Annotated in this window: 14 protein-coding genes and 1 tRNA gene; 5 read left to right on the top strand and 10 right to left on the bottom strand. The window is 72.3% G+C overall.

What is annotated here, in order from left to right; genetic code table 11:
• Positions 1 to 54 precede the first annotated feature (54 nt).
• The 6 genes from HGB54_RS12260 to HGB54_RS12285 are packed head-to-tail and all read right to left on the bottom strand — an operon-like array spanning position 55 to position 5,110.
• A complete protein-coding gene (locus tag HGB54_RS12260) occupies positions 55 to 918 on the bottom strand; it encodes a prenyltransferase (protein WP_168916661.1) in 864 nt (287 codons plus the stop codon).
• The gene (locus HGB54_RS12265) at positions 915 to 1,232 is read right to left on the bottom strand and encodes a lycopene cyclase domain-containing protein (protein ID WP_168916662.1); all 318 of its coding nucleotides are present in this window, start codon (positions 1,230 to 1,232) and stop codon (positions 915 to 917) included. The genes HGB54_RS12260 and HGB54_RS12265 overlap by 4 nt, the downstream gene beginning before the upstream one ends.
• Positions 1,229 to 1,585 carry a lycopene cyclase domain-containing protein gene (locus HGB54_RS12270; RefSeq protein WP_407663492.1) on the bottom strand — a complete coding sequence of 119 codons (357 nt, stop codon included), beginning with the start codon at positions 1,583 to 1,585 and terminating at the stop codon, positions 1,229 to 1,231. Before HGB54_RS12270 ends, HGB54_RS12265 begins: the two co-directional genes overlap by 4 nt.
• Complete coding sequence (crtI, locus tag HGB54_RS12275) at positions 1,582 to 3,156, bottom strand: phytoene desaturase family protein (protein WP_168916663.1); 1,575 nt, start codon at positions 3,154 to 3,156, stop codon at positions 1,582 to 1,584. The genes HGB54_RS12270 and crtI overlap by 4 nt, the downstream gene beginning before the upstream one ends.
• Positions 3,153 to 4,043: a phytoene/squalene synthase family protein gene (locus tag HGB54_RS12280; protein WP_168916664.1), complete on the bottom strand. Its 891-nt coding sequence runs from the start codon at positions 4,041 to 4,043 to the stop codon at positions 3,153 to 3,155. The genes crtI and HGB54_RS12280 overlap by 4 nt, the downstream gene beginning before the upstream one ends.
• Entirely contained in the window at positions 4,040 to 5,110 is a 1,071-nt protein-coding gene (locus tag HGB54_RS12285) for a polyprenyl synthetase family protein (protein WP_228545843.1), read from the bottom strand. The genes HGB54_RS12280 and HGB54_RS12285 overlap by 4 nt, the downstream gene beginning before the upstream one ends.
• Before the next feature lie 22 nt (positions 5,111 to 5,132).
• Between HGB54_RS12285 and idi the strand changes: the two genes are divergently transcribed.
• Positions 5,133 to 5,687: an isopentenyl-diphosphate Delta-isomerase gene (gene idi, locus HGB54_RS12290; protein WP_168916666.1), complete on the top strand. Its 555-nt coding sequence runs from the start codon at positions 5,133 to 5,135 to the stop codon at positions 5,685 to 5,687.
• A 41-nt stretch (positions 5,688 to 5,728) separates the two neighbouring features.
• On the opposite strand, the gene HGB54_RS12295 is transcribed toward idi, so the two are convergent.
• Positions 5,729 to 7,768, bottom strand: a complete 2,040-nt coding sequence (locus HGB54_RS12295) for a sensor histidine kinase (protein WP_168916667.1) — start codon at positions 7,766 to 7,768, stop codon at positions 5,729 to 5,731.
• An 86-nt stretch (positions 7,769 to 7,854) separates the two neighbouring features.
• Here HGB54_RS12295 and HGB54_RS12300 point away from each other — a divergent pair, with 86 nt between their 5' ends.
• On the top strand, positions 7,855 to 8,250 hold the full coding sequence (locus tag HGB54_RS12300; protein ID WP_168916668.1) for a response regulator transcription factor: 396 nt from the start codon (positions 7,855 to 7,857) through the stop codon (positions 8,248 to 8,250).
• A 57-nt stretch (positions 8,251 to 8,307) separates the two neighbouring features.
• On the opposite strand, the gene dcd is transcribed toward HGB54_RS12300, so the two are convergent.
• Positions 8,308 to 8,892, bottom strand: a complete 585-nt coding sequence (dcd, locus tag HGB54_RS12305) for a dCTP deaminase (protein WP_168916669.1) — start codon at positions 8,890 to 8,892, stop codon at positions 8,308 to 8,310.
• A 171-nt stretch (positions 8,893 to 9,063) separates the two neighbouring features.
• Between dcd and HGB54_RS12310 the strand changes: the two genes are divergently transcribed.
• Both HGB54_RS12310 and HGB54_RS12315 read left to right on the top strand, forming a co-directional pair.
• Positions 9,064 to 9,137: transfer RNA gene (locus HGB54_RS12310), tRNA-Gly, on the top strand.
• Positions 9,138 to 9,195: 58 nt separating this feature from the next.
• Positions 9,196 to 9,609 carry a DUF4383 domain-containing protein gene (locus tag HGB54_RS12315; protein ID WP_168916670.1) on the top strand — a complete coding sequence of 138 codons (414 nt, stop codon included), beginning with the start codon at positions 9,196 to 9,198 and terminating at the stop codon, positions 9,607 to 9,609.
• Between the two features lie 28 nt (positions 9,610 to 9,637).
• Here the strand turns inward: HGB54_RS12315 and HGB54_RS12320 are convergent, their stop codons facing one another.
• Positions 9,638 to 10,963: an ATP-dependent DNA helicase gene (locus tag HGB54_RS12320; RefSeq protein WP_168916671.1), complete on the bottom strand. Its 1,326-nt coding sequence runs from the start codon at positions 10,961 to 10,963 to the stop codon at positions 9,638 to 9,640.
• Between the two features lie 58 nt (positions 10,964 to 11,021).
• On the opposite strand from HGB54_RS12320, the gene HGB54_RS12325 reads away from it, so the two are divergent.
• On the top strand, positions 11,022 to 11,972 hold the full coding sequence (locus HGB54_RS12325; protein ID WP_168916672.1) for a hypothetical protein: 951 nt from the start codon (positions 11,022 to 11,024) through the stop codon (positions 11,970 to 11,972).
• Here the strand turns inward: HGB54_RS12325 and HGB54_RS12330 are convergent.
• Entirely contained in the window at positions 11,953 to 13,995 is a 2,043-nt protein-coding gene (locus HGB54_RS12330; protein WP_228546038.1) for a cytochrome c oxidase assembly protein, read from the bottom strand. The genes HGB54_RS12325 and HGB54_RS12330 overlap by 20 nt on opposite strands.
• Positions 13,996 to 14,180 lie beyond the last annotated feature (185 nt).

A 14,180-nucleotide genomic window follows, 5' to 3' on the forward strand; every position in this document is an offset into this window, starting at 1 on the left:
GGGGGATGCCCAGCTTACGGCGGGCGCGACGGCGGGCCGTGATCGGGGGCCGTCTCAGCGCAGCAGCGTCCAGGCGATCATCAGCATCGTGACGAGCGCGCCGGCGAGGAAGTTGAACCAGAGGAACCGCTTCCAGCCCCGGTTCGCGCTCTCGGCGTCCTCGTCGCGCACGGTCCACCACTGCGCCGTGCTGATCGCGTAGGGCAGGGCGGCGAGCGCCGCGATCGGCCCCGGCCAGTCGGTGCCGAGCAGCAGCAGCCCGGCGATCACGTAGGCGACGACGGCGAGGCGCACGGTCGCGCGGCCGCCGATGACGGTCGCGATCGACGAGATGCCGCCCTCGCGGTCCGCCACGATGTCCTGCACCGCCCCGAAGGCGTGGCTCGCGACGCCCCAGAGGAAGAACGAGACGAGGATGAGCCAGAGCGCCGGCGTGAACGCCGCGTCGGCGAGCACGAGCGCGTAGACGGCGGGGCTCACGAAGTGCGTGCTCGAGGTGAGCGAGTCGAGGAAGGGCTTCTCTTTGAAGCGCAGCCCCTTCGCCGAGTAGGCGACGACGGCGAACATGCTGATCGCGAGCACGAGCCACGACAGCGGGTCGCCGACGACGCTCAAGTAGACGAGGAACGGCGCGCAGCTGATCGCCGCGGCCCACAGCGTCGTGCGGTGGATGCGCGGGTCGAGCAGCGCCCCCTCCACGCCGCCCTTGCGCGGGTTGCGCAGGTCGCTCTCGTAGTCGAAGACGTCGTTGATGCCGTACATCGCGAGGTTGTACGGCACGAGGAAGAAGATCGTGCCGATGACGAGGGTGGCGTCGATGCGACCGGTGGTGAGCAGGTACGCCGCGGCGAAGGGGAAGGCCGTGTTGATCCAGCTGAGGGGCCGCGAGCTCAGGACGAGCTGGGAGAAGGTGCTCACGGGGAACCATCATCGCGCGTGCGGCGGCGCGGCAGCAGCTCCCACACCGCCGGCAGCAGCACGAGGGCGGCGACCGTGTAGGCGAAGTCCTCGATGGGGGCGAGCCCGATGCGCACCCCGCTGATGAGCGCGTCGTCGTAGTCGACGAGGCCCGTGCCGATGATGACGTTGTCGAAGATCGCCGTGAGGGTCAGCAGCAGCACGGCCGCCGCCCCGACGGCCCGCCACTCCGGCGAGCGCCGCGCGAGCACCGCGGCGAGCGCGACGAGCGCCACCGCGGCGAGGAACACGAGGTTGAGCAGGGTGTACGTCACGCCGCCGCCCCTGTTCCCATCGAGGTGCGTCGGGCCCGCCGCCGCTCGAGCAGCAGCACGGCCGCCCCGTAGGCGTTCATCGTGTTGTAGCAGAGCAGCGTCAGGAAGAAGACCTCCTCGAGCGGCAGCTCCGTGCCGACGAGCACGCCGGTCATGAACTCCGTCTGCCCCCGGAAGAAGATGCCGAGCGCGATGCCGAGCACGTCCCAGACGAGGAAGAAGGCGACGCCCAGGGGCAGCACGATGGATGCCCGGCGCGCGTCGCGCCAGAAGAACAGCCCGAACCGCCGATCGAGCACCACCATGCCCGTGATCGAGACGAGCAGGGCGATGAGGTAGCTGAAGCCGATCACGCCGTGGGCGCCGCCGCCGGCCTGCTCGCCTCGAGGGGCTCGGGGAGCGGGCCCGTCGAGGTGTCGCCGCGCAGGCGCTTGATGAGCACCTCGGCGCTGATGAGGCACATCGGCAGCCCGATGCCCGGGATGGTCGAGGCGCCCGCGTAGTAGAGGCCGCGCACCTTCTTCGAGACGTTGCCGCTGCGGAAGAAGGCGCTCTGCTTGAGCGTGTGCGCCGGGCCGAGCATGCTGCCGCGCCAGGCGTTGAGGTCGCCGGCGAAGTCGCCGGGGCCGTAGGTGCGGCGCAGCACGATGCGCTCGGCCAGGTCGGGCGTGCGCGTCCACTCCGCGATCTGCGCGATGATGCGGTCGGCGTAGGCCTCGAGCCGGGTGTCGCCGTCGCCGCCGACGTCGCCGCGGCCGAACTTGAGGTCGGCCGGAGCCGGCACGAGCACGAAGACGTTCTCGTGCCCCTCGGGGGCGACCGAGGGATCGATGCCGCTCGGCTTGCAGATGTAGAGCGACGCCGGCTCGGGCATCCGCGCATCGGGGCCGAAGATGGCCTCGAAGTTCTCGCGCCAGTCGGCGGCGAAGAGCAGCGTGTGGTGCTCGAGGTTCGGCAGCTCGCCCTTGACGCCCAGGTACATGAGCAGGGCGCTCGGGCCGGGGTTGCGGGGCTGCCAGTAGCTCTCGGGGTAGGTCTGCAGGTGCTCGGGCAGCAGGCGGGTCTCGGTGTGGTGCAGGTCGGCGGCCGAGACGACGATGTCGGCCTCGATCGTCTCGCCGCCGACGAGCTCGACGCCGCGGGCCTCGGCCGAGGCCTCGTCGACGAGGATGCGCGCGACGGGCGCCGAGGTGCGCACCTCGACGCCGTGCTCGACGGCGACGTGGTGGATGCGGTCGATGAGCGTCGTGAACCCGCCCATCGGGTACAGCACGCCGTCGGCGAGGTCGAGGTGGCTCATGAGGTGGTACATCGAGGGCGTGTCGAAGGGCGAGGAGCCGAGGAACACCGCCGGGTAGCCGAGCACCTGGCGCAGGCGCAGGTCGGTGAAGCGCTTGGCGACGAAGTCGTCGAGGTTCTGCAGCAGCAGGCCGACGAGCTTGGGGGCGCGGCGCAGCACGTCGCTCGTCAGCAGCGGGCCGAACGACTGGAAGCTCGTGTAGAGGAACCGCTTCTTCGCCATCTCGTAGGTGTCGAGCGCCGACTCGAGGTAGCGCTCGAGCTCGCGGCCCGCGCCCTTCTCGATCGATTCGAACAGCGCCACGTTCTCCTCGCGCGAGGCGGCGATGTCCGTCCACTCCTCGAAGCCCTGCGTGATGACGCGGTAGCCGGGGTCGAGCTGCACGAGGTCGAGCTGCTCGGCGGCGCTCGTGCCCATGAGCTTGAAGAAGTGGTCGAAGACCTCGGGCATGAGGTACCAGCTGGGCCCGGTGTCGAAGCGGAACCCGTCGGCCTCCCACGAGCCGGCGCGCCCGCCGAGCTGGTCGCGCTTCTCGACGAGGGTCACCTGATGACCCTCGCGGGCGAGCAGCGCGGCGCTCGCGAGGCCCGCGATGCCGCCGCCGATGACGAGAGCGCGGCTCACGCGGTCACCGCCGCGACGGGGCGGGGGCTCGGGATGCGGCCGGCGAGCACGCCGGCCGCGATGCGCAGCTTGACCGCGTCGGGCACCCGCACGCGCGCGCGCACGAGCTCGGAGGCGGGGGTGCGGCGCAGCCGCACCGACAGCTCGGCGAAGAGCCCCTGGGCGAGCGCGACCGCGCGCCGGCTCGAGGCCGGCAGGTCGGGGATGACCGCGGCGCTGGTGCGCAGATCGGCGTCGATGTCGTCGAGCAAGCGGTGCTTCTCCTCTTCGGTGAACGAGTCGACCCGCACGCCGGGGAAGTAGCTCCGCCCGAGCGACTCGAAGTCGGCCGAGAGATCGCGCAGGAAGTTGACCTTCTGGAACGCGGCGCCGAGAGCGCGGGCGCCGTGCACCATGCGCTCATTCTGCGCGTCGGTCATGTCGAGTTCCTGCACGAAGGCCCGGAGGCACATGAGGCCGACGACCTCGGCCGAGCCGTAGACGTACTCCTCGAAGCTCTGCTGGTCGTGCTCGGTGTCGGTGAGGTCCATGCGCATCGAGTGGAAGAAGGGCTCGGTGAGCTCGCGGCCGAAGCCGACCTCGCGCGCGGTGCGGGCGAAGGCGTGCACGACGATGTTCGTGGAGTAGCCGTTCTCCATCGCCTGGTTCGTGTCGGCCTCGAACTCGTCGAGGTAGCGGCCGGCGGCGGCGAGGTCGAGCCCGGCATCGGTGACGCCGCCGTCGACGATCTCGTCGGCGACGCGCACGAGGGCGTAGATGTTCTCAACGTGCTGGCGCACGCCCGCGCCGAGCAGGCGCGAGGCGAGGCCGAAGGAGGTGGAGTAGCGGTGGATCACGACGGCGGCGACCTCGTCGGCGACGCGGTCGTACAGCTCCAGGCGGTTCATCGCACTCTCTTCAGGACGGTCTCGGCGATGGGGTGCAGCTCGTCGCGCAGCGCGGCGGGGATGCACGGCTCGGCCAGGCGCGCGAGGGCCCGGTGCGCGTAGCCCCGGGCCAGATCCTCGGCGAAGGCCTTCGCGCCGCACTCGATCAGCAGCAGCCGGGCCTCCATCGCCTCCTCGCCCGTGAGGTCGGATTTGCCGATCAGGTCGCGCAGCCGCGCACACGCCGGGGTCGAGCAGGCGAAGGCGATCATGACGGTGCGCTTGCCCTCGCGCAGGTCGCCGATCGTCGTCTTGCCGGTCGCCTCCTCCTCGCCGAAGACCCCGAGCACGTCGTCGATGATCTGGTAGGCGATGCCGATCTCGCGCCCGAACTCGCCGAGCGTCGTGACGGCGGTCTCGGGCGCGCCGGCGAGGATGGCGCCGGCCTGCAGCGGCGTCTCGAACGAGTAGACCGCGGTCTTGAGCCGCTCCATGGTGATGATGTCGTCGACGAGCGGCAGGCACGGTGCGATCGAGAAGTCGACGTCGATGAGCTCGCCCGCGGCGCTCGCGAACATCGCCTCGTCGAGCACGTCGAGCAGGCGCTCGCGCACGGGCGAGCCGACGCCGCTGCGGTCGATCAGGCGGTAGGCGTTGAACAGGGCCAGGTCGCCCGCGATGACGGCGGCCGAGACGCCGCGGTGCTCGGCGATCTCGACGCTCGCTCCGCGGTCGACGGCGTGGTCGCGGTAGGCCCCCGAGATGTTCGGGATGCCCCGCCGCACGAAATCGCGATCGATCACGTCGTCGTGCACGATCAGGGCGGTGTGCAGCAGCTCGAAGCTCGCGCCGACGTAGGCAGCGGCATCCATGTCGTCGCCCCCGAAGCCGGCGTAGGCGGACATGACCATGCGGGGGCGGAACCGCTTGCCGCCCTGGGTGTTGCGCTCGAGCAGGCCCCAGAGGTGCACGTAGTGGTCGCCCAGGGGCGCGGCGCGCTTCTTGGATAGGCTGAAGAAGCGCTCCAGCACAGCGTCGACCAGGCTCGCGCGCTCAGCGCCGAGCTTCACCGGGTCGTGTCGATCCACCCCCCCGAGACTAGCGCGAGCAATGACTGAGACCATCGAGAGCGTCGTCCTCCTCGCCGACGACGGCACCCCCGTCGGCACGGCCCCCAAGGCGACCGTGCACACCCGCGAGACGCCCCTGCACCTGGCCTTCTCGTGCCACGTCTTCGACGCCCGCGGCCGCGTGCTCGTGACGCGCCGGGCCCTGTCGAAGGCGACCTGGCCGGGCGTCTGGACGAACAGCTTCTGCGGGCATCCCGCCCCCGGCGAGGATTTCGCGGAGGCGATCGTGCGCCGCGCCGAGCGCGAGCTGGGGCTGCGCATCGGCGCGGTCACCGAGGTGCTGCCCGACTTCCGCTACCGGGCGGTCGACGCCTCGGGCGTCGTCGAGAACGAGATCTGCCCCGTCTTCACCGCCGTCGCCGAGGGCGAGCCGCAGCCGGCCGCCGACGAGGTCGCCGAGTGGGCGTGGGTCGACCCGGCCGATCTGCGCGGCGCGGTCGCCGCGACGCCCTTCGCGTACAGCCCCTGGCTCGGCTGGCAGCTCGCCGCCTGGCAGGGCGACTACGCCGCACCGCACCCCGTGCCGCAGGGCTGAGGCCCGCCGCCACTCCGCCACCCGCGCGCGGTGCTGCGGCCTCAGTCCGAGGCGGCGAGGTGCGCGGCGGGCGCCGCCGGTGCGGGGTTCTCGGCCGTGCCCGAGGGCAGGTCGAGCAGGGCCGTGGTGCCCGAGACGCCGTCCGACTCGAGGCGCACGACGCCGCCGAGCCGCTTCTCGACGAGCTCGCGCACGATCGGCAGGCCGAGCCCGGTGCCCGGCACGTCGCGGTGCCGGTCGTCCTGCACCCGCGAGAACCGGCCCCAGACGTGGGCGAGCTGATCCGGCGGGATGCCCATCCCGTGGTCCTCGATGCGCACGCGCCAGCCGTCCCCGTGCGCCGCGAGCGACACCTCCACGAGTCCGCCGTCCTCGCTGAACTTCACCGCGTTCGACAGCAGGTTCGCCAGCACGCGGGCGAGCGCGGGCGCCTCCGTGCGGATGACGACGGGGGTGTCGGGCACGTCGAGCCGGATCTCGAGGCGACGCGTCGGTGCGAGCCCCTCGGCGTCCTGCACGCACAGGGCGAGCACGTGCCGCAGGTCGAGCGCGGCGGCCGGGCGGGCGATCGCGGCCCCCGAGCTGAGCTTGCTGAGCTCGAGGACGTCCTCGATGACGTCGGCGAGGCGGCGCGCGTTGCGGGCGATCACCTCGGCGGCGACCCGCTCGCGCGGCTCGAGCGGGGCATCCTCGAGATCCTCGGCGAACCCGAGGATGCTCGTGACGGGCGTGCGCAGCTCGTGGCTGACGGAGGAGATGAAGTCGTCCTTCTGCCGGTTCAGGTCGCGCAGCTGCTCGGCGGCGTCGAGGGCGCGGCGCTCGCGCTCGTCGCGCTGGGTGACGTCGGTGAAGACGACCGTGAAGACGCTCGCGCCGATCGTGCCCTCGTGGATGGCGACGTCGACGTCGAAGCGCCTGCCCTGCGTCTCGAACTCGACCTGGCCGCTTCGCCCCTTGCCGATGAGGGCGTCGAGCTCGGGCAGTCCGAGCACGGGGTGCTTCTCGCTGATGCGGATGCCGCTCACCGCCCAGGTCGGCGGCATCGAGTCCCGGCCGAGCGCCGCGAGCGCCGTGGGGTTGACGCCGACGACGCGCAGACGATCGCCGTCGATCACCTCGGCGATGAGGATGCCCGTCTCGGAGCTGACGATGCCGCGCCGCAGCAGCGCCTCGCGCGCGCTGAGCTGCACGACCGCCGCGCCCCAGTCGTTCCGCGCCGCCGACACGAACAGCGCCGAGGTCGCGTAGACGGCGAGGAAGGTCTGCAGCAGGAGCACGGCGAGCGCGGGGTCTGGGGCGGTGTACTCGGCGAAGGGGCCCCCGCCGATGTTGGTGAGGCGGATGGACATCACCGCCATGAGGAAGAGCTCGATCGCGACGACGACCGTCGGAAGCCGGAACGCCGCCCAGAGCAGCGCCGTGAGCGGCAGGAAGGCGAGCGGCAGCGTGGTGCCGGGCCAGAACACCAGCAGCATCACGCCGATGAAGCTCAGCGTCTGCAGCACCACCTCGAGCGGTCGGGTGCCGCGCCGAAGGCGACGGCTGACGAGCGCGAGCGGGGTGACGACGAGCAGGGCGCTGCCGTGGGAGGCGACGAGGGAGAAGAACGTCGCGATCGGGTCCGCACCGACGACGAGCGCCGCCGTGCCGGCGCCGACGACCGCCATGCTCGCGGCGCCGGCGATCACCGCCACCATCAGCCGTCCGACGTCGCGGATGCCGTCGAGCCGCGCCTCGGGCCCGCCGCGCGAGGCGACCTGCGCGACCACGTAGGCCTCGACGGCGTTGGCGAGGCCGTAGCCGACGGTGAGACCGAGCTCACGGCCGACCAGCAGATTGGCGAGCATCGCGACGATGGAGATGCCGACCGTAGCCGCCATGCGCGAGCCTCGGGAAGCGAGCACGGCGATCACGGCGACGCCGGCGGCCGGCCACCAGCTCGCGATCACGGCGCCCTCGGGACGCAATGCGACGCTCGCATAACTGACGAGACCGGTCAGGAGGATTAGGCTGACGATCGCGACACGCCGGACGACGGGGCCGGAGTACCAGATCTCGGTAGCGAGACCCCCTGTTCCCACGATGTCCTCCGCTCATGCGGATGAAAAGCGAAACGCCCTCCACCTCTTGGGAGGAGACTACGACCGGGAAGGCTGGAGGGGAATCAATGGCACGCATCCTGATCGTGGAGGACGAGCCCGATGTGATGCTCCTGCTCGAGAACCGCGTGCGCGGCGCCGGGCACGACGTCATCTCGGCCACCGACGGCGAGCTCGGTCTCGAGCTCGCGCTCGCCGAGCGGCCCGATCTCATCGTGCTCGACTGGATGATGCCGAAGCTCGACGGCATCCGCGTCTGCGAGCTCGTGCGCCACGCCGACCCCGAGCGCGACATCAAGGTGCTCATGCTCACCGCGCGCTCGCAGCAGAAGGACGTCGACCGCGCCTACGCGGCCGGCGCCGACGAGTACATCGTCAAGCCGTTCAGCTCGCGCGAGCTCATCACGCGCATCGGCGCGCTGCTCGAGGGCGAGGGCGCCTCGGCGGAGGCTCCGCAGGCCTGAGCGCGGTCGCGCGCGGGCGCAGCATCCCCCCGCCGCGTCGTGCGGAGGGGATCGCCGCTAGCGCGGGGCGATCTCGGTGCGGTGGAAGTTCTGCCACGAGCGCGAGGCCGTCGGCCCGCGCTGACCCTGGTACCGGTTGAGGTACTGGCCCGTTCCGTAGGGGTTCTCGGCCGGCGAGCTGAGCCGGAAGAAGCACAGCTGGCCGATCTTCATGCCCGGCCACAGCTTGATCGGCAGCGTGGCGACGTTGCTGAGCTCGAGCGTGACGTGACCCGTGAAGCCCGGGTCGATGAAGCCTGCGGTCGAGTGGGTCAGCAGTCCGAGACGGCCGAGCGAGCTCTTGCCCTCGAGGCGCGCGGCCACGTCGTCGGGCAGCGTCACCTGCTCGTAGGTGGCGCCGAGCACGAACTCGCCCGGGTGCAGGATGAACGGCTCGTCGCTCTTCGCCTCGACCAGCCGGGTCAGCTCCGGCTGCTCGGCCGCCGGGTCGATGAAGGGGTACTTGTGGTTGTCGAACAGCCGGAAGAACGAGTCGAGCCGCACGTCGACGCTCGAGGGCTGCACCATCGCGAGGTCGAGCGGGTCGAGGCCGATGCGGCCGCTGTCGAGTTCGGCCCGGATATCGCGATCGCTCAGCAGCATGAGGTCACCCTACCGAGGGGCGAGCACGTGGTGCTCCGCGCCAGAGGCCGAGACGGATGGGTATGCTGGAAACGACCGCTCGACCCGTGCTGCTCTCCGCCGCCCGGGACGGGCGTCGGCACTGGCGTCGCGGCGATGGTCGGCAATGACCGTCGCTCTCAGCTCCAGCGTGCGGATGTAGTTCAATGGTAGAACTTCAGCTTCCCAAGCTGATAGCGCGGGTTCGATTCCCGTCATCCGCTCCACTGTCCCGTCGGCCGCCCGGCCGGAGTCGACTCAGAGCACCGTGGGGAGGCCGCCCGCATGATGCACTCGGCCAACCGGCGCGCGGGGCTCGTCATCGGCGGGCTGCTCGCCGTGCTCGGCATCGCGGGGCTCATCGCCTCGATCGGGGTGCCGCTCGCCGACACCGAGGGCGTCGCGCTCGTGGCCGCGCTGACGGTCAACCCGCTGCAGGGCATCCTGACGCTCGCGACCGGCGCCGCGCTCATCGTGCCCGCCACGCGCTCGCTCGACGCCTCGCGGCGCGTGAACGGCGTCGTCGGCACGCTGCTGCTCGCGGCGGGCATCGGCGGGCTCTACCTCATCGGCACCGAGTTCAACGTGCTCGCCATCACGAGCACCAACTCGCTCATCCAGTTCGCGGTGTCGGCCGTGCTGCTCGTCGCGGCGCTCGGCGCCGACCGGCCCCCGCGGGACGACCCGGCCGCGCACTGAGGCCTGCGGCGCCTGCGGCGCCCTCGGCTCAGCCCGCCTGGGGCGGCTCCACGGCCCGGTCGATGGCCGGCCCTGCCTCGGCCATGAAGCGCCGCACGTCGTCGTCGACGATGACGTCGCTCGGCCGCATCGGCCGGGTCAGGTAGAGGCCCTCGATCGAGCGGATGCGCGACAGCGCCACATAGGCCTGCCCCGGCGCGAAGGCCCGCGGCCCGAGGTCGACGACGGCCGCATCGTAGGTCTGGCCCTGAGACTTGTGGATGGTGACCGCCCAGGCCAGCCGCAGCGGGAACTGCGTGAACTCCCCCACGATGTCCTTCGTCACCTGCTTGCGCGCCGCCGAGTAGGTGTACTTGTACTTCTCCCACGTGGCCGGCAGCACCTCGTGGCTTTCGCCGTCGACGTCGACCCACACGGTCTTGCCGATGCGTTCGACCGTGCCGAGCGTGCCGTTCACCCAGCGCGGATGGCCGTCGCCGCCGGTGTCGTTGCGCAGGAACATCACCTGCGCGCCGACCTTGAGCTCGAGCGCCTCGTCGGCGGGGTAGCCGCCCTTCGTGCCGAAGTCGCCCGCGACGTCGGCCCGCGCCGTCCTGGGCGCGCCGGGCAGGCGGCGCAGGGCATCCTGATTGATGCGCGTGACGGTCGCATTCGTCGTCGCGAGGGTCAAAATGCCCTCCGAGGGCGCCCGCCGCGCCCCGGCCTGATTCAGCGCCCCGCCGATCTCCTGCGTCACCTCGCCGTGGCGCACGGCCGAGAGCATGGCGCGGAACGCTTCGTCCTGCTGGCGGTGGATGGTCTGCAGCTCGACGATGCGCAGATCGGCCTCCTGCCAGACGGCCGCGTCGAAGAACCACATCGAGCGGTAGTGGTCGGCGTAGTACGCGCGCTCGCCCTCGTCGCGGCCGGGAACGGGCGCCAGCTGGTACGGGTCGCCGAAGAGCACGACCTGCACGCCGCCGAAGGCCTCGTGCCGCCGGCCTCGGGCCTGGCGCAGGCGGCGGTCGATCGCATCCATGAGGTCGGCGCTCACCATCGAGACCTCGTCGATGACGACGGTGTCGACGCCCTGCAGCAGCGTGCGCAGCTCGCGCGAGAGGTCGAGCTCCTGATCGGCGATGAGGCCGATCGGCAGCCGGAACAGCGAGTGGATCGTCTGCCCACCGACGTTGAGCGCCGCGACGCCGGTCGGCGCGCTGACGACGACGGTGCGCTCGGTCGTGGCGAGGAAGGTCTGCAGCAGCGTCGACTTGCCCGTGCCCGCGCGGCCCGTGACGAAGACGTGCTCGCGCGTCGACTCGATGAGGCCGAGCACCGCGAGCTGCTCGGCGCTCAGCTGCGTGCGGGCCGTCATCTCCCCAGCGTACCGAGGGCGTCGGCGGGTGCTCGCCCCGCGCACCTAGGCTGGCGGCATGCGCCGTCGAGGGATGCTCTGGGGAGGGGTCGTGGCCCTCTCGGCGCTCCTCGCCGCCTCCGGCGCGGCCGTCACGGCCGCCGTCACCCGCACCCCCGAGCGGCATGTTGAGGCGTACCTCGAGGCCCTCGCCGCCGACGACGCGCTGAGCCTGCGGCTGCTCGCCGGGCTGCCGACCGACGCCCCGATGCCGCTCGGCGACAGCGGCGCCCCGACGGTCGCCGCCGTGCGGGCGACCGAGGCACGCGCCGACGGCCGGGTCGCCGTGGCCGTCGAGTACGGCGAGGCGGGCCGCGACGTGACGACGGCCATCCTCGTCGTCGAGCCGGCCACCTTCACGACCCCGACTGGGTGGCGCTTCGTCGAGCCGCCGCTCGCGAGCGTCGCCCTCACCGCGCCCGCGGGCGCCGACGCGATCGTCAACGGCCGCGAGCTGGCCGGGGCGGAGGGCGGCGAGGGCCGCGCCGCGACGACCGTCACGGCCTTCGTGCCGGCGCGCGTGACCGCCCAGCTCGATAGCCCCTGGCTCGACGCCGAGCCGGCGTCGGTGCGCGCGGGCGCCGGCGCGGCCCTCGCCCTCGTCGGCCGCCCGAGCGCCCGCCTCGAGCGGGCCGTCGAGCAGCAGGTCACCGGGTTCCTCGAGCAGTGCACCGAGCAGCGCGTGCTGCTGCCCCGCGGCTGTCCCTACGGGTTCGAGATCGACGACCGCGTGCTCGGCGAGCCCGAGTGGAGCCTCGAGCTCGGACCGGCCCTGCGGATCGCGGCCGCGGCCGACGGCGACGGCTACCGGGTGGAGGGCGAGGCCTCGATGCGCCTGCGGGCCGAGGTGCAGCGACTGCGCGACGGGGTGATCGAGCAGCTCGACACGCTCGTTCCGGCGGGCATCGACGCGCGGCTGAGCCTCTCGGGCGAGACGCCGCAGCTCGAGATCAGGCCTCCGGCCGCCTGAGGTCGTCGCCCGCGGGGGCGCCGGCAGCGGCATCCACCGTCGTCGATCGTGCCGCGCGCTGCTCGAGCATCGCGTTGTAGGCCTGCAGCTCGGCGTCGCCGTCGCGGTCGGCCTGCCGGTCGCGCCGTCTCGTCTCGCGGGAGTCGTCGCGCGACCACATGACCGCGACGAGGATGGCGAGGGCGAGGGTCGGGATCTCGCCGACGCTCCACGCGATCTCGCCGCCCGTGACCTGGTCGGCCAGCGGCGCATCGCCCCACTCGCGTCCCATGGCGCCGAACCACTCGGGCAGCAGCAGGCTCGTGCCGGTGATGAGCGAGAGGCCGAAGAAGGCGTGGAAGGCCATCGTGGCGAGCAGGATCATCAGCCGCACGGGGTACGCGGGGCGGTACGGCGCCGGGTCGACGCCGATGAGGGCGTTGACGAAGAGGAAGCCGCTGAGCAGGAAGTGCAGGATCATCCACTGGTGGCCGAGATGGTCGGTGACCGCCCAGGAGAACAGCGGCGAGTAGTAGAAGGCGATGAGCGAGACCGCGAAGATCACCGAGGCGACGACGGGATGCCCGAGCACGCCCACCGGCTTCGAGTGCACGATCGCGAGGATCCACTCGCGGGGGCCGCGCGAGCCGTCCTTGCGCACGCGGGTCGCCCGCGCGGCGAGCGTCACGGGCGCCGCGAGCACGAGGGTGATCGGTATGGCCATGCTGAGGATCATGTGCCCGAGCATGTGCACGCTGAACAGGTAGCGCTCGTAGACGGCGAAGCCGCTCGAGGTCACGAGGAACAGCGCGACCATGCCGAGCACCCACAGGATCGTGCGGTGCACGGGCCAGGCGTCGCCGCGACGGTGCAGGCGCCAGACGCCGGCGAGGTAGAAGAACGCGCCGAAGCCGACGATGAGGGCCCAGACCAGGTTGAGGTCCCACTCGGTCAGCAGGCGCCAGGGCTCGAAGGCGGGCGGCAGCGGAGAGCCGGTGAGCAGCTCGGCGGGGCTCGGGTCGGCGAGCTGCTCGGCGGGCACCTCCGGCGCCGGTGACGGCGTGCGGCCGAGCGCCGCCGCGAGCCCCGAGGCGATGCCCATGACGGCGAGCTCTGCCACGACGATCGTCCAGAAAGAGGTGCGCGGGCGGCGATCGTCGGCGACGCGCGCGATCAGCACGCGGCGGTACGCGGCGCCGAAGCCCGCGAGGACGGTCAGCGCCATGACCTTCCCGATGAGGACGGCGCCGTACGCCGAGTCGAGGCCCTCCCACCCACCGACGCGCAGCTGCGCGCTCACGACGCCCGAGGTCGCGACGACGATGAAGGCGACGAGCGCGATGGAGGAGTAGCGGGCGAGCACGACCGGCAGTCGGTCGCCGAGCGCCCTGCGCAGCAGCACGAGGGCGAGCAGCCCGCCCACCCAGACGGCGGCGAAGACCGAGTGCAGGTAGACGGCGGTGGTCGCGTCCCCGTGATCGGCGGTGCCGCCCGCGTGACCCGTCTGCGCGACCGGCCACAGAGCCGCCACCGCGACGACGGTCGTGACCGCCAGCACCGCGGGCGCGCGCACGGCGAAGCAGACGACCGTGATCGCCGCGGCCATGATCGTCGTGATGAGCCAGGGCTGGCCGAGCGGCGTCTCCCCGAAGTAGAAGGCGAGCTGCTCGCCGAAGGCGGCATCGAGGCTGAAGGGCTGCAGGTAGATGGTCAGGAACGAGAAGTAGCCCGTGGCCCCGGTGGCGAGCGTCCACAGCGCGCCCGAGACGGCGGCGATGTCGAGCGCGCGGCCGAACTCGGGGCGCTTCGGGCTCAGCGCGAGCACGGCGAGCAGCAGGGAGCCGATCGTGCCGGCCGCGGCCAGGTTCGAGACGAGCTTGGCGATCGGCAGGCCGTAGCGGGCGACGACGCCCGGGTCGGCGAGCAGGGGGGCGGCCGCTCCCCCGCCCAGCACCAGGGCGACGAGCGAGGCGAGCACCGCCGCGATGACGAGGGCGGCGACGCCGAGCGGGCCGGTCGCTCCCGACCGCAGCGATGCGGGCACGGCAGCGTTCGGTCGCGCCGCAGGGCGATCCGAGGGGGCGGGGCGGGTCGTGGTCACCGGTGATTCCTTGGCGTGGGCGGGGCGGAGGGCGCTCTCACTGTAGGCGAGCATCCTGACCATCGAACGAGGGGATGCCCGGCCGCAGCCGCGCGAAGCTCGGACGCCGCCCGGTGGAACGCCGCGAC

The organism is Microcella flavibacter, from assembly GCF_012530535.1.
Taxonomy (GTDB): domain Bacteria; phylum Actinomycetota; class Actinomycetes; order Actinomycetales; family Microbacteriaceae; genus Microcella; species Microcella flavibacter.